Here is an 18,767-nt window from a genome sequence, read left to right on the forward strand (position 1 = left end):
ATGACCCTGCAAACGCCCCAGCCCCCGCCCAGTGCCCTGCGCGCCGTCCTGGCCGCGCTGACCTCCGACGCCGCGCTGCGGCAGTCGGGGGCCGGCCCGCTGCGCAGTCCCACCGGCCCCCTGCTGCCGGCCCATCCCCTGGCCGTGCACCAGCTGCCGCCAGGAGCCGGCACGACGCGCGCGCTGGACTCGGCGCCGCGGACGGGCTGGCGATTCCTGATCAAGCACGGCGGCGAGGTGGTGGCCGCCGCCGAGGTGGTGCGGGCCGCGGAGGGCCACACCTTCTCGCACTTCGCCGCCGGCCCCTACCTGGACTCCACCGTGCAGGCGCTCGCACAGGCCTGGCAGCTGGCCCACCCGCTGCGCTCCCGCCACCAGCCCCGGCTGCTGTCGATGCCCGGCCACTACGCCACCGCGCTCTGGCTGCACTCCACCGACACCGCACCGGACGGTGATCTGCTGATCCCCCTGGCGCCGGCACCGCTCGGCGTCACCGCCCACCGCGCCTACCCCGCCGCCGAACTGCTCGCGCTGCTCGCCCGGCCCACCACGACCACGGTCGCCGCCGCCGCACCGCTGGCCGCCGTCCCGGCCTTCTAGCGCACTCAACGGTCTGCACTGACTTCTGGCGCACTGCCCGAACGGGCTACCCAGGGCCATCCGGTCGGATCACCGACCGGGTGGCCCGTTCGTCATCCCAAGGCCCCGCAGACCATCTGAATGGGTGATCTCTGCCCCGGAGTTGTGGCGCAAGTCACCAAACCGCTGCGGGATCGCCCCAGGACACCGACACTGGGAACCAGCGTGGAAGGACAGACTTCCTACCCACTGAATTGCCGACTCACACCTGGGCCGGCCGGACAGGATCCGATCATCGGCACGGCAACGCGGCCCCCTGGGGCACGGCGCCGCTGCGGGGGCGAGGATCGCGAACAGAGCGAGGTACGAAGATGTGCCAGCACCGACCTGAGTGCCCGTCGGCCGAGTCCGCCGACCGGGAAGCGGCCATCCCGGTCGCCCGTCACCCCGAGCAGGGCTGGAGCCTGCTCTGCAACGGCGTCCTGCTCTTCGAGGACACCGGCGAGCTGCTGCCCGACGGCCGGGTGATCGCACCCCACCGCCCGCTGGCGATCGCCGCCTAGCGCCCGGACAGGCCCCAGCCTCCCCGAACGCACCGTGGGCCCGGCGGAAGGACTTCCGCCGGGCCCACGTCATGCCTGCCGGACCACTCAGGCGTCGTACTCGTCCATCGGCGGGCACGAGCAGACCAGGTTGCGGTCACCGTAGGCGCCGTCGATCCGGCTCACCGGCGGCCAGTACTTGTCCGCCGGGTTCACACCCGCCGGGAAGACCGCCTCCTGACGCGAGTAGCCGTGCGCCCAGTCGCCGGCCATCGTGGCGGCGGTGTGCGGAGCGTGGTGCAGCGGGTTGTCGACCGCGTCCCACTCGCCGCTGCCGACCTTCTCGATCTCCGCGCGGATCTCGATCATCGCGGCGCAGAACCGGTCGATCTCGTGCAGGTCCTCGGACTCGGTCGGCTCGATCATCAGCGTGCCGGCCACCGGGAAGGACATCGTCGGCGCGTGGAAGCCGTAGTCGATCAGACGCTTGGCGATGTCGTCCACGGTCACGCCGGTCGCCTTGGTGAGCGGGCGCAGGTCGATGATGCACTCGTGCGCGACCAGTCCGCCCGGGCCGGTGTAGAGCACCGGGAACGACGGCGCGAGCCGCTTGGCGATGTAGTTGGCGTTCAGCACCGCGACCTGGGTCGCGCGCTTGAGGCCCTCGCCGCCCATCAGCCGGACGTACGCCCAGGAGATCGGCAGGATCGCGGCCGAGCCCCACGGCGCCGCCGAGATCGGGCCGACGCCGGTGGCCGGGCCCGCCTCGCTCTGCAGCGGGTGGTTGGGCAGGTACGGCGCGAGGTGCGCGCGCACCGCGACCGGGCCGACGCCCGGGCCGCCGCCGCCGTGCGGGATGCAGAAGGTCTTGTGCAGGTTCAGGTGCGAGACGTCCGCGCCGAACTTGCCCGGCTTGGCGAGGCCGACCAGCGCGTTCAGGTTGGCGCCGTCCACGTACACCTGGCCGCCGGCCTCGTGCACGGCCGCGCAGATGTCGGTGATCTGGGTCTCGAACACGCCGTGGGTGGACGGGTAGGTGACCATCAGCACCGCGAGCTCGTCGCGGTGCTTCTCGATCTTGGACTGCAGGTCCTCGACGTCCACGTCGCCGTCGGTCAGCGTCTTGACCACGACCACCCGCATGCCGGCCATCGCGGCGGAGGCCGCGTTGGTGCCGTGCGCCGAGGCCGGGATCAGGCAGACGTCACGCTGGGTGTCGCCGTTGGCGTGGTGGTAGGCGCGGACGGCCAGCAGGCCGGCCAGCTCGCCCTGCGAACCGGCGTTCGGCTGGATGGAGACCGCGTCGTAGCCGGTGACCTCGACGAGCTGCTGCTCCAGCTCGCGGATCAGCGTCAGGTAGCCCTGCGCCTGCTCGATCGGGGCGAAGGGGTGCAGCTGGCCGAACTCCGGCCAGGTGACCGCCTCCATCTCGGTGGTGGCGTTGAGCTTCATGGTGCACGAGCCCAGCGGGATCATGCCGCGGTCCAGCGCGTAGTCCCGGTCCGAGAGGCGGCGCAGGTAGCGCAGCATCGAGGTCTCCGAGCGGTGGCTGTGGAAGACCGGGTGGGTGAGGTACTCGTCCTCGCGCAGCAGCGCGGCGGGCAGCACGTCGGCGCTCTCGTCCACCTCGGCGCCGATCACGCCGAACGCGCTCCACACCGCGTCCAGGTGCTCGCGGGTGGTGGTCTCGTCGCAGGAGACCGAGACCAGGTCGGCGCCGTCCTGGTAGAGGTTGACGCCGGCCTCGCGGGCGGCGGCCACCACCTCGGCGGCGCGGCCCGGGACGCGGGCGGTGACGGTGTCGAAGAACTCGCCGTGCAGCAGCTCGACGCCGCCCGCGCGCAGGCCGGCCGCGAGCGCGGCGGCGTAGCGGTGGGTGCGGCGGGCGATGTCGGCCAGGCCGTCCGGGCCGTGGTAGACGGCGTACATCGAGGCCATCACGGCGAGCAGCACCTGGGCGGTACAGATGTTGCTGGTGGCCTTCTCGCGACGGATGTGCTGCTCGCGGGTCTGCAGGGCCAGCCGGTAGGCGCGGTTGCCGTCGGCGTCGACCGAGACGCCGACCAGGCGGCCGGGCAGGTTGCGGGCGTACTCGGCGCGCACGGCCAGGTAGCCGGCGTGCGGGCCGCCGAAGCCCATCGGGACGCCGAAGCGCTGCGAGGTGCCGCAGGCGATGTCGGCGCCCAGCGAACCCGGGGACTTGAGCAGGGTCAGCGCCAGCAGGTCGGCGGCGACCGCGACGACCGCGCCCAGGCCGTGCGCCTGCTCTATCACGGCGCTCAGGTCGCGCACCGCGCCCGAGGCGCCGGGGTACTGGAGCAGCATGCCGAAGACGCCGCGCTCGGCGATCTCGGCCGGGATGCCGCCGGACAGGTCCGCGACGACGACCTCGACACCGGTCGGCTCCGCGCGGGTCTGGATCACCGCGATGGTCTGCGGCAGCGTGTCGGCGTCGACCAGGAAGACACCGCCCTTGACCTTGGTGACCCGGCGGGCCAGCGCCATCGCCTCGGCGGCGGCGGTGCCCTCGTCGAGCAGCGAGGAGCCGGAGGTGTCCAGACCGGTCAGGTCGGAGACCACGGTCTGGAAGTTGAGCAGCGCCTCCAGGCGGCCCTGCGAGATCTCCGGCTGGTACGGCGTGTAGGCCGTGTACCAGGACGGGTTCTCCATGACGTTGCGCAGGATCACCGGCGGCGTGAAGGTGCCGTAGTAGCCCAGGCCGATCATCGGCGTGAGCACCTGGTTGCGGCCGGCCAACTCGCGCAGCTCGGCGAGGACCTGGGCCTCGCTGCGGCCGTCGGGCAGGTCAAGACCGGTGATGCTGCGGATCGCCTCGGGCACCGCGGCGGCGGAGAGGTCGTCGAGCGAGCTGTAGCCCACGTGCGCCAGCATCTTGGCCTGCGCGGCACTGTCGGGGCCGATGTGGCGCGACTCGAAGGGGCTGGCCTGCTCGAGCTCGCTGAGCGTGGCGGAGCTGTGGGGGCGACCGGCGGTCGGCTGGGCATTCATGGTGGTCGAGGCCTCCTGGTCACGGACCGGCGGGGGCACGCACGCCGGTAGGCCGTCGCCGCTGCGCGCAGCGGATCGACCCTGGGACGGACGAGCCCGACAGGCCTCCCCCTCTGTCATCGGGACCTGAGAGCTTCGCCCGCGCGGGGCGGTCGCCCCGTCGGCTTGCACCGTCGGTGAGGGTGGTGGCCGTCGGCTCCCTCGCCGGCGGTCCTGCCCTTCTTTCCAGAGTGACCTATCCCACACGGTACGGATGCCTGAGAGATTCCGGGGAGGAGTTGCTCCTTCGGCGCCTCGATCCCCTCCTTTTCGAGGGGCGAGGACTCTCCCGAGCGGGTTCGGCGGTCGCGCCCAGGGTACCAGCGGAGACGCATTCGATCACCGCTGAGGTGAGCGAGACCACTCACCTGAACAGCCCAGTTCACGCCCGGACGGCGGCGCTCCGCTCGCCGCTGTCCGGTTCATGGCTTTTGGTGTGAACGGAGGCCGTAGCAGCCCACAGGAGGAATAGCGTGCATACCGACATCGACCCCCGAGACCTGATCGGCCACAAGGCCGTCGACCGCAACGGCGACAAGATCGGCACGGTGGACGAGGTCTACCTCGACGACGCGACCGGCGAGCCGGAGTGGGCCGCCGTGCGGACCGGGATCTTCGGGCGGGACGCCTTCGTCCCGCTGACCACCAGCGAGTTCTCCGGCGAGGAACTCCGGGTCCCCTACGACAAGTCGCTGATCAAGGACTCCCCGGACTTCGGCGTCGGTCAGCACCTGTCACCCGCCCAGGAGCTCCAGCTCTACCGCTACTACGGCCTGGACTCCCCCGGCGCCGCCCGCCCGGCGAGCGCCGAGCCCGTGGCCGCCGGCCGGCGCAAGCAGGAGGATCTCGACTTCGGCGCCGTCCCGGCGGGGGCCGCGACCACCATGGCCCGCCCGCTGGCGAACGCCACCTCGACGTCGCACGCCGCCTCGGCCACGGCCCCGCCGCCCACCGTCGGCCTGGACAAGCCGGTCAGCCAGAGCCGGACGACCACCCCCGACCCCGTGCACGCCACCGCACCAAAGGCCGCCACCACGGCGGCCGTTGCCACCGACGCCACCCACAGCCGGGCCACCATGCCGCCACCCGGCCCGGTCGAGCTGACGCTGCGCGAGGAGCGTCTGGAGATCACCAACGAGTGGCACGTGATCGGCACCGCACGCCTGCGCAAGTACGTGGTGACCGAGGCGGTGGAGCGCCGGGTGCCGGTGGTCCGCGAGCGGGTCCGGGTGGAGCGGGTGCCGGTCGGCGAGGCCGAGCAGGCCGCCCTCTCCGAGCAGGAGATCCTCGAGGCGGTGGAGGAGGTGACGCTGCACGAGGAGCGTCCGGTCGTCCGCAAGTACGTCGCGCCGATGGAGCGGGTGCGGCTGATGGTCGAGCGGTACACCGAGGAAGAGGTGGTCCGCGACGAGCTGCGGCGCGAGCAGGTGGAGATCCACGACGGCGGCCCCACCTAGCCGAAAGCCACCGCCACGGCCCGGACCTGCACCGTCAGGTCCGGGCCGTGGCATGTCCGTTCCCTGGGGGGAGAAGATTCACCGGTAGATATTTGACATGGTGAAGCATTCTCGGCATGGTTACTTCAGTTCATTGACTTTCACCAGCTTCAAGCAGCTCGCTCGAAGCACATGCACTGGAGGATTCACCGTGAGTGAGGCACCACAGCCCACCGCGACGGCCGAGAAGCAGAGCACCTCCCGGGTGCTCCCCGCCCTGGTACTGGCGATGCTGGCGTTCAGCGTGGTGCAGACGGCGGTTGTCCCGATCCTGCCGTCGCTGGCCCGGGAGCTGAACGTCCACGGCTCCACCATCACCTGGCTGATGACGGCCAACCTGCTCTCCGCCGCCGTCCTCACGCCGCTGCTCGGCCGCTTCGGCGACCTGCGCGGCCGCAAGCCGATGCTGCTCATCTCGCTCGGCGGCCTGGTGCTCGGCTCCGGCCTCGCGGTGTGCACCCACTCCTTCACCTGGCTCGTGGTCGCCCGCGTGCTGCAGGGCGCCGGCGGTGGCGTGCTGCCGCTGGCCATCAGCATCGTGCGCGACGAGCTGCCCAAGCAGAAGGTCACCGGCGGCGTCGCCGCGATCAGCGCCAGCATGGGCGTCGGCAGCGGCCTGGGCCTGGTGGCCACCGGCCTGCTGCTGGAGCACTGGAACTACAAGTCCATCTTCTGGATGGGCCTGGTCTTCGGTCTGATCGCGCTCGCCCTGGTCGCCCTGCGCGTCCCCAAGGACCCGGTGGTCGACAAGGCCGGCGGCGCCGACCCGCTCGGAGCGATCACCCTGGCCGGCTGGCTCTCCGCGCTGCTGATCGCCGTCAGCCAGGGCAACGAGTGGGGCTGGACCTCCAACAAGACCCTCGGCCTGTTCGCCGTGGCCGCCGTGATCGCCCTGATCTGGGGCATCATCGAGACCCGGGTCAGCCACCCGCTGGTCGACATGAAGATGATGGCCCGCCCGGCCGTCGCGTTCACCAACATCTCCGGCCTGCTCATCGGCTTCGGGATGTACGGCTCGTTCCTGGTGATCAGCAACTTCACCCAGACGCCCGAGAAGATCGCGCACTACGGCTTCACCGCCACCGTGCTGCACGCCGGCGTCATGCTGCTGCCCTCCGCCCTCGGCTCGATGGTCGCCGCCCCGCTCGGCGCCCTGCTCATCGCCCGGCGCGGTCCGCGCCTGCCGCTGGTGCTCGGCGGCGTGTTCGGTTCGGCCTCGATGATCTTCCTGGCCCTCCAGCACAGCCAGCAGTGGAACATCTACCTCGCCTCGGCGGTCTTCGGCCTCGGCGTGGGCATGGCCTACGCCGCGATGCCCGCCTACATCAACGGCGCCGTCCCGGCCGAGCAGAGCGGCATCGCCAACGGCATGAACGCGGTGCTGCGCACCGTCGGCGGCGCCATCGGCACCGCGGTGATGGGCGCGATCCTGACCGGCGACACCATGAAGCTGCCGATCCCGCTGCCGATCCAGATCCCGACCCTGGACGCCTACAAGCACGCCTACTGGGTCGCCGCGGTGGTCTGCCTGGTCGCCGCCGCCGTCCCCTTCGCGATCCGCCAGATCCGCCCGGCCGCCCCGGCCGCCGCGGGCCAGGCCGACCGCGAGCCGGTCACGACCGGCGCCTGACCAACAGCACTCCCCCACTGCGGCGCCCCCCGGACCACCGGGTGGCGCCGCAGTGCTGTGCCGGCCCTCAGGACGGCGGGCGCAACGGCAGCGGGTCGGAGGGCGCCAGCAGCGGATCGTCCACCAGGAAGGTCCGCACCCGGCCCGGCGCGCTGTCCGGCGTCTCGAACCGTACGGTGACCCGGCCGACCCCGCTGCCCTGCACCCAGCCGGGGCCGAAGCCCTGGTGCGTCACGTCCTGGCCAGGCAGCCACATCCGGTGCGCGGACGCCGCCTCGGGCGCTGCCGCCGGCTCCGGCGGCCCCTCGCCCGCCGACGGCTCCGCCTCCGCCGCCTCCTCCTGCGCCTCGGCCGCAGCCTGCGCGAACAGGTCCTCCTGGGTGAACTCGGCCAGCTGCGAGACACCGACCCCCAGCAGCCGGATCCCGCCCGTGATGTCGACCTGGGAGAGCAGCCGGCGCGCCGTCCCCATGATCACCCGCTCGTCGTCGGTGGGACCGCGCAGCGTCTCCGAGCGGGTCAGCGTGCTGAAGTCGAAGCGGCGCACCTTGAGCACCACCGTCCGCCCCGAGCGCCCCGCCGCCTTGAGCCGGTGCACGCACCGCGCGGCCAGCACGTCCAGCTCGCGCAGCACCACCGCCCGGTCGGCCAGGTCGACCGCGAAGGTGTCCTCCACCGAGACCGACTTGGCGTCCCGGTCCGGCACCACCGGACGCTCATCCAGCCCGCGCGCCATCAGCGAGACCCCGACCCCGTGCGCCTTGCCGAGCAGCTGCACCAGCTCCTTCTGCGGCAGCTCGGCGATGTCGGCGACGGTGTTCAGGCCCACCCGGCGCAGCACCTGCTCGGTGGCCGGGCCCACGCCCGGCAGCGCCCGCACCGACATCGGACCGAGCACCGTGCGCTCCTGGCCCGGTATCACCAGCACCAGCCCGTCCGGCTTGGCCTGCTCCGAGGCGATCTTCGCCATCAGCTTGGAGCCGGCCGCCCCCACCGAGGCGGTCAGGCCGGTCCGCTCCTTGATGTCGGCCCGCAGGTCCTGGGCGATCGCCCGGATCAGCTCGACCGCCTCGCCCGCCCCCGCCGCCTCCAGCGCGGGACCGTACGGACCGGCCTCCAGGTCGACGTACGCCTCATCCACGCTGAGCTGCTCCATCAGCGGCGAGAGCCGGCGCACCATCGTCATCACCTGCTCGCTCAGGCTGCGGTAGGCGGTGAACCGCGGCACCAGGAACGCCGCGTTCGGGCAGAGCCGGCGCGCGGTGGCCATCGCCATCGCGGAGTGCACACCAAAGACCCGCGCCTCGTACGAGCAGGTGGAGACCACCCCTCGGCCGCCCAGACCGCCGACGATCACCGGCTTGCCGCGCAGGCTCGGCTTGGCCGCCTGCTCCACCGAGGCGAAGAAGGCGTCCATGTCGAGATGGATGATGCTCGGCATTGTCCGCACGCTGCGATCATCGCGCACGGGTCCGACAGAACCCGGTCAGTCCTGTCGTGCCGCGTCCGCCAGCGCCCGCGCCACACCGCTCTCCGGCCGGCCCAGCAGCGCCGGGTCGGGGTGGAACAGCGCGTCCAGCGCCGCCTCGCCCGCTCCCGGGATCTCCCGCAGGTTGCCGTAGTACCAGGTGGCGTCGTGCGTCTCGGCGGCGCCGACGGCGTAGGCGTCGATCCCGGCCGCCCGGCAGTCCGCCAGCGCCCGGCGCACGTGGTAGTCCTGGCTGACCAGCACCGCGCGGTCGACGCCGAAGATCCGCCGGGCCCGGGTGCAGGAGTCCCAGGTGTCGAAGCCGGCGTCGTCCCGCACCACCCGCACCGCGGGCACGCCCCGGGCCACCAGGTACGTGTACATCACGCCCGGCTCGTCGTAGCCCTTCCGGCTGTTGTCACCGGTCACCAGGATCGCCTGCACCTTGTGCGCCCGGTAGAGCGCCAGCGCGACGTCCAGGCGGTGCGCCAGGTAGTCCGAGGCCACCCCGTTCACCTCCCCGGCGCCGAACACCACGGCCACCGGCTCGGTCGGGGCATCGGCGACGGTCCGGATCCGGCTGCCCTGGCTGCCGTACAGCCAGGCCGTGGGGGCAAGCGCGACGGCGCAGAAGAGCACCAGCGCCTGGAACGCCCGCCGCTGTCCGCGCCGCCCGGCCACCAGCCGTGCCACCGCCCGCATACGCCCTCCCCCGAGGATCCCGGTGATCCACTCACGAAGGCGGACGACGGCAGGGCCCCGAGCGGTTCCCCGCCCGGGGCCCTGCCAAGGACACTCCGCTGCTTCAGACAGCCCGGTTGCGCCGCTGGGCCAGCTCGTCCGCCGGGTCGTTGCCCAGCAGCGTCTCGCCGGTGTCGGTGCGCTCCGCGTGCAAGCGCCCCAAGGTGGCGTCCAACTCCTGCCAGACCGCGCCGACGGCGATGCCGAAGATGCCCTGACCGCCCTTCAGCAGATCGACCACCTGCTGCGGCGAGGTGCACTCGTAGACCGTCGCGCCGTCGCTCATCAGGGTCAACCCGGCCAGGTCGGACTGCTCACTGGACCGCAGATGGGTGACGGCCACTCGGATGTTCTGCAGCGACACCCCGGCGTCCAGCAGCCGCTTGACAATCTTGAGGACCAGGACGTCGCGGAAGCTGTAGAGCCGCTGCGCGCCCACCGGACCGGCCGTGCGGACACTGGGCTCCAACAGGCCGGTACGCGCCCAGTAGTCCAGCTGACGGTAGGTGATACCGGCCGCGGCGCAGGCCGTCGGCCCGCGGTAGCCCAGCAGCGCAGATGAGGGGGTGATCCGCTCGATGGCGGGCTGGCCGGCCTGGACGGCCGGAAACCGGCCGACCCGCGGCAGCTCGGCCACCACTTCGGGCTCGGGCTGCTCCCAGGAACGGCCGATCGGCGTACGGTTGCCGCGCGGCATGTGGAGGGCGCACGGGCCTCCCACGGCCGCTCCATCGCCGGTGCTGCTCATGCCAACCTCCGTCCAGTCGTTCCCCGGGTGCCGGGAGTGCATCCCGGTAGGCCACCCCTGACGGTAGGCAGTCGTCCGAGACGCGTCAACGATCGCCACGCCGGGCTGGCGAAACCGTGTCACTCCAGAGAGTGGTTTCGCGTGCCCCCAGTGTGGGTAGGACCGAACAGTTTTGGCAAAACGGCGCACATTACTGGGCGTTGCCTTACTGGGCGTTGCCGCCGAAATCCTCCGGCGAGACCTGGTCGAGGAACTCGCGGAACTTCTCCACCTCGTCCTCCTGCTCGTCCGGGATGGCGATCCCCGCCTCGGCGAGCACCTCCTCGGCACCGTAGATCGGCGTACCGGTACGCAGCGCCAGCGCTATCGCGTCCGAGGGGCGCGCGCTCACCTCCACACCACCGGTGAAGACCAGCTCGGCGTAGAACACTCCCTCGCGCAGGTCGGTGATCCGGACCTCGGTCAGCTGCTGGCCGAGCGCCTCCAGCACATCCTTGAAGAGGTCGTGCGTCAGCGGCCGCACCGGCGTCATGCCCTGCTGGGCGAAGGCGATCGCCGTCGCCTCACCAGGGCCGATCCAAATCGGCAGATACCGATCACCCCCCACTTCGCGCAGCAGGACGATCGGCTGGTTGGAGGGCATCTCCACCCGGACACCTACAACGTCGAGCTCATTCACAAGGCAACCCTATGGCCCCTCCACCAGATATGAAAGCGCGGCCCTCCCCGACGCGGCCTGCTGAGGCCAGTGCGCAGCCGTTCGGGGTGCCCGCGCTGCCGCTACTGCGGCCGTACCCGCAACCCCGCCTGGACCATCGTGGCGTGCAGGCGGACCGCCAGGGTGGCCAGCTCGCGGGCCGTGGTCTCGGCGTGCGCCCGGGTCTGCGGATTGCGGTGCCGGCGCAGCGGGGCCACCACCTGGTCCACCAGCGCGATCTCGCGCTCCGCGGCGGCCTTCACCTGACGAAGGTGGCGCGGCTCAAGACCGAACCGGCCGAGCTCCGCGACCAGCCGGGCGATCTGCAGGGTCTCCGCGTCGTAGCCGCCGTCCGCGCCTGCGACCACCAGGCCGTAGGACTCCCACTCGACCAGGTCCCGCTCCTGGGCGCCGGCCGCCGCCAGCAGCTCGGCCCGGCCCAGCCGCACCCCGGACGGCGCGACGGCGGCGGCGACCAACTCGCGGTCGGCCTCCTCCAGCGGTCCGGGACGGGCCTCGGCGACGGGCAGCGCCGGGGGCGCCTCACCCCGCTCGATGGCGTCCAGGTGCTCGCGGATCACCCGCAGCGGAAGGTAGTGGTCGCGCTGCATCCGCAGCACATAGGCCAGCCGCTCGACGTCCGAGGGCCCGAACTTCCGGTAGCCCGAGGGAGTGCGCTGCGGCTCGACGAGGCCCTCCGCCTCCAGGAAGCGGATCTTCGAGATGGTGACTTCGGGGAAGTCGTCGCGCAGGAAGGCGAGCACCGCCCCGATGCTGAGCAGTTCCTGCCCGCGGCGCTCGCCGGAGCGCCGCAGCGTCCCGGGGGCCTGCCTGGGTTGGGTCACGGTCTGATTCGCGGTCACTCGGGCTCTCCTGACGACGTCGTGGTGAGGGACCCCCGCCTTGAGTGCGACCGGACCTGCGGTCCGGGCCCGCCTGGGCCCGGACCGCGGACATGCCCTAGTAGCGGTGCGGTCCCGCGAAGAACACCAGCCGGTACTTGCCGATCTGCACCTCGTCGCCGTTGTTCAGACCAACCTCGTCGATCCGCTCACGGTTGACGTACGTCCCGTTCAGGCTGCCCACGTCGGCCACCGAGAAGCCACCGGGCTGGCGGCGGAACTCCACGTGCCGGCGCGAGACGGTGACGTCGTCGAGGAAGATGTCGCCCTGCGGGTGCCGGCCCGCCGTGGTGATGTCCGCGTCCAGCAGGAAGCGGCTTCCCGAGTTGGGACCGCGCTGCACGATCAGCAGCGCGGAACCCGGCGGCAGCGCGTCGATCGCGGCCAGCACCTCGGAGGACAGCGCCGGCGTGGCGCCGGTGCTGGTCGCGTGCGGGTCGTACGACTCCAGGCCGGAGATCGAGATGGTGGAGGTGGTCTCGGCGGGCAGCTCCGGCGAGCCGGGACTGCGCAGCGGTGAGCCGCAGTTGTTGCAGAACCGGGCGGTGGCCGGGTTCGGGTTGCCGCACCGAACGCAGACGATCGGGCCGGTCATGTTCGCAGCCTCCTGGCGCGGCAGTCCCGCTGGGACATGCCCGGCGTAGGGATCCGGGGCAAACCCTCCACCAGAGGTTGAGGGTCCTGACTGGAAACCTATGCGCGGCGAACCCGAGGGGTCAACCGACGCGCCGTAGCCCCCCTCACGGAACAGCGGACGGTCGCCGACCGCCTGGTAGCCGTCCTGCGACGGGCTCCTCATGCCCGGCACCGAGCCGGGGCCCTCCTCATCCCGGCGGTGGCGCGCGGTGGGCATCTCCACCGCCGCAGCACTGCGCTTGTTGCGACCGAACAGCTTCGAGAACAGACTCACGGGCGAATCCCCTTGCGTGAAACAGACCCGCCCGCGGGGCAGGGTGAGAACCTCGGACAGGCTGCGGGCCCGGCATCGGGCCGGGACTGCGGGAGTGGTACTGAACAGTGTGGCCGACGCGCTCTGTGCACTTGGCACCGGGGGCCACTCGCAGGTGAGAGGCCATGGGGCCGACGAACCGTCAGCCGAGACAAGCGGCCCGTCACTGCGCCGCCGGCTTGCCGTACTGCGGCGGCCGGGGCGCGGCCAGCGCGTCCACGGTCACCTTCTGCTGCTCCGTGATCGACGTACCGACCTGCTCACGCTCCAGCGTGCGCACGATGCCGCCGGGGATGTTCAGGGCCGGCGTCAGATCCTGCGCGTTGCCGATCACCGTGAAGCGGTACGGCTGCGTCACGCCCTTGCCATCGATCTGGACACCGCCTGACGGCGCGTCGGTGAAGTAGGTGTCGGCCACCACACGGACATCGTTGATCTGAATCGCCTCCGCCCCCGCCGCTCGGAGTTCCTGCAGGGTGTCGAGCAGCATATCCGCCTTGACCTGCCCCTGCGGGTCATCGACCGTCAGTACGATCCCCGGTCCGGTCGCCTTCACCGTACCTGCCAGCACGCCAAGTTCCGCTTCCTTCTGGCGGGTCTGCTGCTCGGCCTCCTTTGCCTGGTTCGAGCTGCTCTCCAACTGGGCGTAGGACTGGTCGAGTTGGGCCTTCTCCTGCTGAAGGCGCTGCTGGCGGCTGTCCAACTCGTCCAGGATCCGGACCAGATCGTCCTGGCGAGCACCGCGCAGTGCGCTGTGGTCGTTGGTCGAGCGCACCTGGATGGCCAGGCCCAGGCCGAGCGAGAAGAGCAGCAGCGCGACCACCAGCTGCCCGCGGGACAGCCTCGGCGGCCAGAGCGCGGCCCGGAGCCGCCGACGTCCGTCGGACGCCGGCACGGGAGTGGGAACGCGCTCAGCAGCGGGCTCGGAGACCTCCTTCTCGGTCTCCTGCTCGTCCTGTTGCTGCTCCATCGCTTCCTTGGTCATCTGCGGCACTCCGTCCCCGGTCTCAGGCCCGGAACACATGGCGCCGGATGGCGGCCGCGTTGGAGAAGATCCGGATCCCGAGCACCACGACCACACCGGTCGACAGCTGCGAGCCCACCCCGAGCTGGTCACCCAGGAACACGATCAGTGCCGCCACCACCACGTTGGAGAGGAAGGAGACCACGAAGACCTTGTCGTCGAATTTCCCGTCCAGCATCGCCCGCACCCCGCCGAACACCGCGTCCAGCGCCGCCACCACAGCGATCGGCAGGTAGGGGACGACCGCGCTCGGCACTTCCGGTTGCGCGAACAGCCCTACGACGACGCCGGCCACAAGGCCCAGTATGGCGATCACGGTGTTGATGCTCCTGTCGAAGAAGGGCCGGGAGAGACGGACGGAGACGGCAGGACGACGTCGGGCTGGGCCAGCCGCAGCGTGAAGCCCACCGCGGCCGGCAGGTCCAAGGAGTGCTGGGCGGCGACGCTGTACTTGATGCCGTAGCTGGTCTGCAGGACCCGCAGGTACTGGCCGTCCACCCCGTTCTGGAAATCCGCGGTCAACTTCCGGGAGTCACCGATGGAGAGCACCGTGTAGGGCGGCACCAGCGGCCGGTTGTCCACCAGGATGGCGTCCCCGGCGGCGCGGATCGCGGAGAGCGCGGTCAACCGCTGGCCGTTGATCGAGACCGCTTCGGCGCCGGCCTGCCAGAGTCCGTTGACGACCAGCTGGAGATCCCGGTCGTGCAGCCGCCCGCCACTGAAGCCGTCGGCGGTGCGCGGGTCGACAGCGCTGGCGTTGTCGGTGCCCGCCGCGTCGTCGATCACCAGTTTCAGGCCGGGTCCGCGGAGCGCTCCCGTGCCGACCGAGCCGGCGAGGACCGCCAGCCCCCCGTCCCCACCGGCCGACTTCAGAGCTCGCTGCTGGGCCTGGTCCACCTGGTCGCGCAGGGACTCCACCTGGTGCTGCAACGTGTCGGCCGCAGTGGTCTCGTCGGTGACCCGCTGGACGAGCGCGTCATGCTCCTTCGCCAGCGTCGGACGGTCCTCGTTCGCGTCGACCGCGCTGATCGTCACCACCGCGGTCACCAGTGCGAGGCCCAGCGCCAGCACCAGTCGCCCCTTGGTGCTGCTGGGTATCCGACTGCTGCCCACAGCGCCGCGAGCCGCGGCGGCCTCCGCGTACCCCTCGTCCAGGCTGTGGTCCATCACGCTGGTCAGCAAGGACATCGAGGCGTCCGGACGGGAGAACCGTCCCTCCGGGTCGCTCGGCGGTCGCTGCGCTGACATGCGCCACATCGTCCCATGGCCCCGCAGCAGCCCGTGAACAGCCCCCGGCCGCCGTTCCCAGCCCCAGAACGGACGGTCGGCCGGACGACCCCATTGGGGGTGCCCGGCCGACCTGCGGTACCCGGCCGACTAGCGTCCGGCGCCGTTCACCACCCCGGCCCACTCGTCCAGCAGGCCCTGGGTCGCCTCATCGTCCGGCCCCTCGGCCCACAGGTGGGTGATCGCCTCCGCCGGGTCCGGCAGCACCAGCGTCCAGCGCCCGTCGGGCTCGACGACCCGGACACCGTCCGTGGTGTCCAGGCGCCGGCTCCCGGCCGCCTCGACCACCGAGCGCATCACCATGCCCTTGGCCGCCCACGGCGTGGCGATGTCACGCCGCTGCATGTGGGCATGCGGGATCCGCGCGTCGATCTGGCTCAGGGTCAGCTGAGTGCGGGCAACCAGCCCGACCAGCCGGACGAACGCGGCGGCGCCGTCCAGCAGGCCGCTGAACTCGGGAACGACGAACCCGCCGCGCCCGTCACCACCGAAGATCGTCTCCTCGGAGGCAGCCGCCTTGGCCAGGTCGTCCGGCGAGGTGGACGTCCAGCAGACCTGGGTGCCGTGGTAGGCCGCCACCTGCTCGGCGATCCGCGTGGTGGTCACCGGCAGCGCCACCTGGCCGCTGCGGCGCTCGGCCGCCACCAGGTCCAGCAGCACCAGCAGCGCCCGGTCGTCCTCGATCACCCGACCGAGCTCGTCCACAAAGGACACCCGCTCGCCGACCGGGTCGAAGCGCACCCCGAAGGCCGCCCTGGAGGACGCCACCAGGGCGCCCAGCCGGGCCAGCCCGGCGCGTCGCTCCTCGGCGTCCTCGGTGGGCCTGGCCTCGTCCATCCCACCGCTGACCGTCAGCGCCTCCACGCCCAGGCGCCCCAGGATGCTCGGCAGAACCAGACCGGCGCTGCCGTGCGCGGTGTCCACCACCACCTTGAGCCCGGCCTCCCGCACCCCGGTGGTGTCGATCGCCCGCAGCAGATTGCCCGCGTAGGAGTCGAACACGCTGGACGGGAAGGTCAGGTCGCCGATCTCGCCCGGGAAGGCCCGCCGGTACTCCTGCCGTGCGTAGACCCGGTCGAGCTTGCGCTGGCCGGCCTGGGAGAGGTCGGCGCCGCGCTCGTCGAAGAAGAGGATGTCCAGCGAGTCCGGCACCCCCGGCGTGGTACGCAGGAAGATGCCGCCGGCGCTGCCTCGCGCGGTGTGCTGGCGGGCCACCGGCAGCGGGACGTTCTCCAGGTCCCGGACGTCGATGGCGCTGGTCTGCAGCGCCGAGATCATCGCCCGTTTGAGCGCACGGGCACCGCGTGAGTGGTCACGCGCGATGGTGACGGTGGCGCCCTTCTTCAATGTCGTCGCATACGCGCCGGCCAGCCGCACGGCCAGCTCCGGGGTGATCTCGACGTTGAGGATGCCGGACACCCCGCGCGCCCCGAACAGGTGCTCCTGCCCCCGGGACTCCCAGATCACCGACGTGTTGACGAAGGCGCCGGCCTCGATGGTCTTGAACGGATAGACCCGGACGCCGCCCGCGATGATCGACTCCTCGCCGATCAGGCACTCGTCCCCGATCACCGCGCCGTCCTCGATCCGGGCCGCGCGCATCACGTCGGTGTTCTTGCCGACCACACAGCCCCGCAGATTGGTCTGCGGCCCGATGTAGACGTTGTCGTGGATCACGGCCTTGTGCAGAAACGCCCCGCGCTTGACGACCACGTTGCTGCCCAGCACGGTGTGCTCGCGCAACTCGACGCCGGCCTCGACCTTGGCGTAGTCGCCGATGTAGAGCGGACCGCGCAGGATCGCCTCCGGATCGACCTCGGCGCCCTCGGCCACCCAGACCCCCGGAGAGATCTCGAAGCCGTCCAGCTCGACGTCGACCTTGCCGTCCAGCACGTCCGCCTGGGCCTTGCCATAGCTCTCGTGTGTGCCGACGTCCTCCCAGTAGCCCTCGGCCACATAGCCGTAGACGGGCTTGCCCTCCTTGAGGAGCTGCGGGAAGACGTCACTCGACCAGTCCACCGACTGCCCGGCGGCCACGTAGTCGAAGACCTCGGGCTCCATGACATAGATGCCGGTGTTCACCGTGTCGGAGAAGACCTGACCCCAGGTGGGCTTCTCCAGGAAGCGCTCGACCCGGCCCTCGTCATCGACGATCGTGATTCCGAATTCCAACGGGTCGGGAACTCTGGTGAGACAGACGGTGACGAGCGCACCCTTGCGACGGTGAAAAGCGATCAGATCGGAAAGATCGAAATCAGTGAGCGCGTCCCCTGAGATCACCAGAAAGGAGTCGTCGCGCAGTGCGTCCTCGGCGTTCTTGACGCAGCCGGCGGTGCCGAGCGGGACCTCCTCGTTGGCGTAGGTGAGGTTCATCCCCAGATCCTCGCCATCACCGAAGTAGTTCTTGACCAGGGACGCCAGGAACTGAACAGTGATGACGGTGTCGGTGAGGCCGTGCCGCTTGAGCAATCTCAGCACGTGCTCCATGATCGGCCTGTTGGCCACGGGTAGCAGCGGCTTCGGCATACTCGAAGTCATCGGTCGGAGACGAGTTCCCTCGCCTCCTGCCATCACAACGGCTTTCATTGCGGGTGCGTCCTCCTTCGCGGCAATGGACTCGTCGTCCATCAAACCGTTCCAGGAGACCTCTACCCGGCAGAAATGATCCGACGCGCGGATGGACCGTTTAACTGGGCCGCGGTTACAGTGCGTCAGCCAATCACCACGGCGTCGGCCTTGATGATCTGCCGCGCCTGCACGGCATAGAGGATGCCGGCCCACCAGTAGAGGACGGTTCCCCACCAGATGAACGCCCAGCTGACAGCGGCGGTCGTGGAGTGGAACCAGCCCTCGCCCTGCCCCAGCAGCAGAAGCGGAAAGGCGTACATCAGATTGAAGGTGGCCGCCTTGCCGAGAAAGGTGACCTGCAGCGGACCGTAGTCGTGCCGACGCAGGATCAACAGCACGCCGAGGACGAACGCCTCACGGGCCACCAGGATCGCGGTCACCCACCAGGGCAGGATCTCCCGCCACGTCAGGCCGACCAGTGTGGAGACCACGTAAAGCCGGTCCGCCGCCGGGTCCAGCAGCTGGCCGAGCCGGCTGACCTGACCCCACCTCCGGGCGAGCTTCCCGTCGAGGTAGTCGCTGACGCCACTGGCCATCAGAATCGCTACGGCCCAACCGTCGTGGTTGGGCCCGCCGAACTGCGGCCAGAGGATCAGCCAGAGGAACACGGGAACGCCGACCAGGCGGGCCATGCTCAGCAGGTTGGGGATGGTGAGGACGCGGTCGGTCTGGACGCGCGTCTCCTGGACCTCCACCCGGGGGCCTCCTGTCCGGTACGACGTAAGGTGCTCGGCTGACTTTACCCGGCCGCCGCCGGTGCGGGCGACAGCCTCACGTGCGACAGCACAACGCAGTGAAGCCCCTTTCGGATTCGAAAGGGGCTTCACTGGTATTCAAAGATTGTTCGGCGGCGTCCTACTCTCCCACAGGGTCCCCCCTGCAGTACCATCGGCGCTGTGAGGCTTAGCTTCCGGGTTCGGAATGTAACCGGGCGTTTCCCTCACGCTATGACCACCGAAACACTATGAAACTGTCAACCGCACCGCCCCATGGCCATGGGACGGGGTCGTTGTTTCAGAACAACACAG

16 protein-coding genes, 1 rRNA gene and 1 riboswitch are annotated in these 18,767 nt (G+C 70.9%); of the genes, 4 read left to right on the forward strand and 13 right to left on the reverse strand.

What is annotated here, in order from left to right; all coding sequences use genetic code 11:
• Complete coding sequence (locus P3T34_RS06045) at window positions 1–600, forward strand: hypothetical protein (RefSeq protein ID WP_280664949.1); 600 nt, start codon at window positions 1–3, stop codon at window positions 598–600.
• A gap of 350 nt (window positions 601–950) precedes the next feature.
• Window positions 951–1,142 (forward strand): DUF5999 family protein, encoded by a 192-nt coding sequence (locus P3T34_RS06050; protein ID WP_280664950.1) that lies wholly within the window; start codon window positions 951–953, stop codon window positions 1,140–1,142.
• An 87-nt stretch (window positions 1,143–1,229) separates the two neighbouring features.
• Here P3T34_RS06050 and gcvP read toward each other — a convergent pair whose 3' ends face one another.
• Window positions 1,230–4,130 (reverse strand): aminomethyl-transferring glycine dehydrogenase, encoded by a 2,901-nt coding sequence (gene gcvP, locus P3T34_RS06055; protein WP_280664951.1) that lies wholly within the window; start codon window positions 4,128–4,130, stop codon window positions 1,230–1,232.
• Between the two features lie 235 nt (window positions 4,131–4,365).
• Window positions 4,366–4,471, reverse strand: a riboswitch (glycine riboswitch).
• A gap of 171 nt (window positions 4,472–4,642) precedes the next feature.
• Here gcvP and P3T34_RS06060 point away from each other — a divergent pair.
• Both P3T34_RS06060 and P3T34_RS06065 read left to right on the forward strand, forming a co-directional pair.
• A complete protein-coding gene (locus P3T34_RS06060) occupies window positions 4,643–5,626 on the forward strand; it encodes a PRC and DUF2382 domain-containing protein (protein ID WP_280664952.1) in 984 nt (327 codons plus the stop codon).
• Window positions 5,627–5,816: 190 nt separating this feature from the next.
• On the forward strand, window positions 5,817–7,295 hold the full coding sequence (locus tag P3T34_RS06065; protein ID WP_280664953.1) for an MFS transporter: 1,479 nt from the start codon (window positions 5,817–5,819) through the stop codon (window positions 7,293–7,295).
• Between the two features lie 67 nt (window positions 7,296–7,362).
• On the opposite strand, the gene P3T34_RS06070 is transcribed toward P3T34_RS06065, so the two are convergent.
• From P3T34_RS06070 to rrf, 12 genes are all read right to left on the reverse strand, one after another.
• Entirely contained in the window at window positions 7,363–8,745 is a 1,383-nt protein-coding gene (locus P3T34_RS06070; protein ID WP_280664954.1) for a DNA polymerase IV, read from the reverse strand.
• Between the two features lie 36 nt (window positions 8,746–8,781).
• A complete protein-coding gene (locus P3T34_RS06075) occupies window positions 8,782–9,465 on the reverse strand; it encodes an ElyC/SanA/YdcF family protein (protein WP_280664955.1) in 684 nt (227 codons plus the stop codon).
• Window positions 9,466–9,568: 103 nt separating this feature from the next.
• Window positions 9,569–10,252: a MerR family transcriptional regulator gene (locus P3T34_RS06080; protein WP_280664956.1), complete on the reverse strand. Its 684-nt coding sequence runs from the start codon at window positions 10,250–10,252 to the stop codon at window positions 9,569–9,571.
• Between the two features lie 205 nt (window positions 10,253–10,457).
• The gene (locus P3T34_RS06085) at window positions 10,458–10,931 is read right to left on the reverse strand and encodes a bifunctional nuclease family protein (RefSeq protein ID WP_035792482.1); all 474 of its coding nucleotides are present in this window, start codon (window positions 10,929–10,931) and stop codon (window positions 10,458–10,460) included.
• A gap of 101 nt (window positions 10,932–11,032) precedes the next feature.
• The gene (locus P3T34_RS06090) at window positions 11,033–11,764 is read right to left on the reverse strand and encodes a MerR family transcriptional regulator (RefSeq protein WP_280671850.1); all 732 of its coding nucleotides are present in this window, start codon (window positions 11,762–11,764) and stop codon (window positions 11,033–11,035) included.
• A gap of 145 nt (window positions 11,765–11,909) precedes the next feature.
• The gene (locus P3T34_RS06095; RefSeq protein ID WP_280671852.1) at window positions 11,910–12,803 is read right to left on the reverse strand and encodes an FHA domain-containing protein; all 894 of its coding nucleotides are present in this window, start codon (window positions 12,801–12,803) and stop codon (window positions 11,910–11,912) included.
• Window positions 12,804–12,963: 160 nt separating this feature from the next.
• A complete protein-coding gene (locus P3T34_RS06100; protein WP_280664957.1) occupies window positions 12,964–13,785 on the reverse strand; it encodes a DUF881 domain-containing protein in 822 nt (273 codons plus the stop codon).
• A 22-nt stretch (window positions 13,786–13,807) separates the two neighbouring features.
• The gene (locus tag P3T34_RS06105) at window positions 13,808–14,140 is read right to left on the reverse strand and encodes a small basic family protein (RefSeq protein WP_280664958.1); all 333 of its coding nucleotides are present in this window, start codon (window positions 14,138–14,140) and stop codon (window positions 13,808–13,810) included.
• Window positions 14,137–15,072, reverse strand: a complete 936-nt coding sequence (locus P3T34_RS06110; RefSeq protein ID WP_280664959.1) for a DUF881 domain-containing protein — start codon at window positions 15,070–15,072, stop codon at window positions 14,137–14,139. The genes P3T34_RS06105 and P3T34_RS06110 overlap by 4 nt, the downstream gene beginning before the upstream one ends.
• A 129-nt stretch (window positions 15,073–15,201) precedes the next feature.
• Complete coding sequence (locus P3T34_RS06115) at window positions 15,202–17,697, reverse strand: mannose-1-phosphate guanyltransferase (protein WP_280664960.1); 2,496 nt, start codon at window positions 17,695–17,697, stop codon at window positions 15,202–15,204.
• A 125-nt stretch (window positions 17,698–17,822) separates the two neighbouring features.
• Entirely contained in the window at window positions 17,823–18,434 is a 612-nt protein-coding gene (locus P3T34_RS06120) for a CDP-alcohol phosphatidyltransferase family protein (protein ID WP_280664961.1), read from the reverse strand.
• Window positions 18,435–18,581: 147 nt separating this feature from the next.
• Window positions 18,582–18,698, reverse strand: a 5S ribosomal RNA gene (gene rrf / locus P3T34_RS06125).
• Window positions 18,699–18,767 lie beyond the last annotated feature (69 nt).

The organism is Kitasatospora sp. MAP12-44 (assembly GCF_029892095.1).
Classification (GTDB): domain Bacteria; phylum Actinomycetota; class Actinomycetes; order Streptomycetales; family Streptomycetaceae; genus Kitasatospora.

What these genes read in the sequence shown, in the direction of transcription:
- P3T34_RS06100 (WP_280664957.1), bottom strand. Translation starts at nt 13,785, where the DNA reads ATGACCAAGGAAGCGATGGAGCAGCAACAGGACGAGCAGGAGACCGAG.
- P3T34_RS06115 (WP_280664960.1), bottom strand. Translation starts at nt 17,697, where the DNA reads ATGAAAGCCGTTGTGATGGCAGGAGGCGAGGGAACTCGTCTCCGACCG.
- P3T34_RS06045 (WP_280664949.1), top strand. Translation starts at nt 1, where the DNA reads ATGACCCTGCAAACGCCCCAGCCCCCGCCCAGTGCCCTGCGCGCCGTC.
- P3T34_RS06050 (WP_280664950.1), top strand. Translation starts at nt 951, where the DNA reads ATGTGCCAGCACCGACCTGAGTGCCCGTCGGCCGAGTCCGCCGACCGG.
- gcvP (WP_280664951.1), bottom strand. Translation starts at nt 4,130, where the DNA reads ATGAATGCCCAGCCGACCGCCGGTCGCCCCCACAGCTCCGCCACGCTC.
- P3T34_RS06080 (WP_280664956.1), bottom strand. Translation starts at nt 10,252, where the DNA reads ATGAGCAGCACCGGCGATGGAGCGGCCGTGGGAGGCCCGTGCGCCCTC.
- P3T34_RS06110 (WP_280664959.1), bottom strand. Translation starts at nt 15,072, where the DNA reads ATGTCAGCGCAGCGACCGCCGAGCGACCCGGAGGGACGGTTCTCCCGT.
- P3T34_RS06075 (WP_280664955.1), bottom strand. Translation starts at nt 9,465, where the DNA reads ATGCGGGCGGTGGCACGGCTGGTGGCCGGGCGGCGCGGACAGCGGCGG.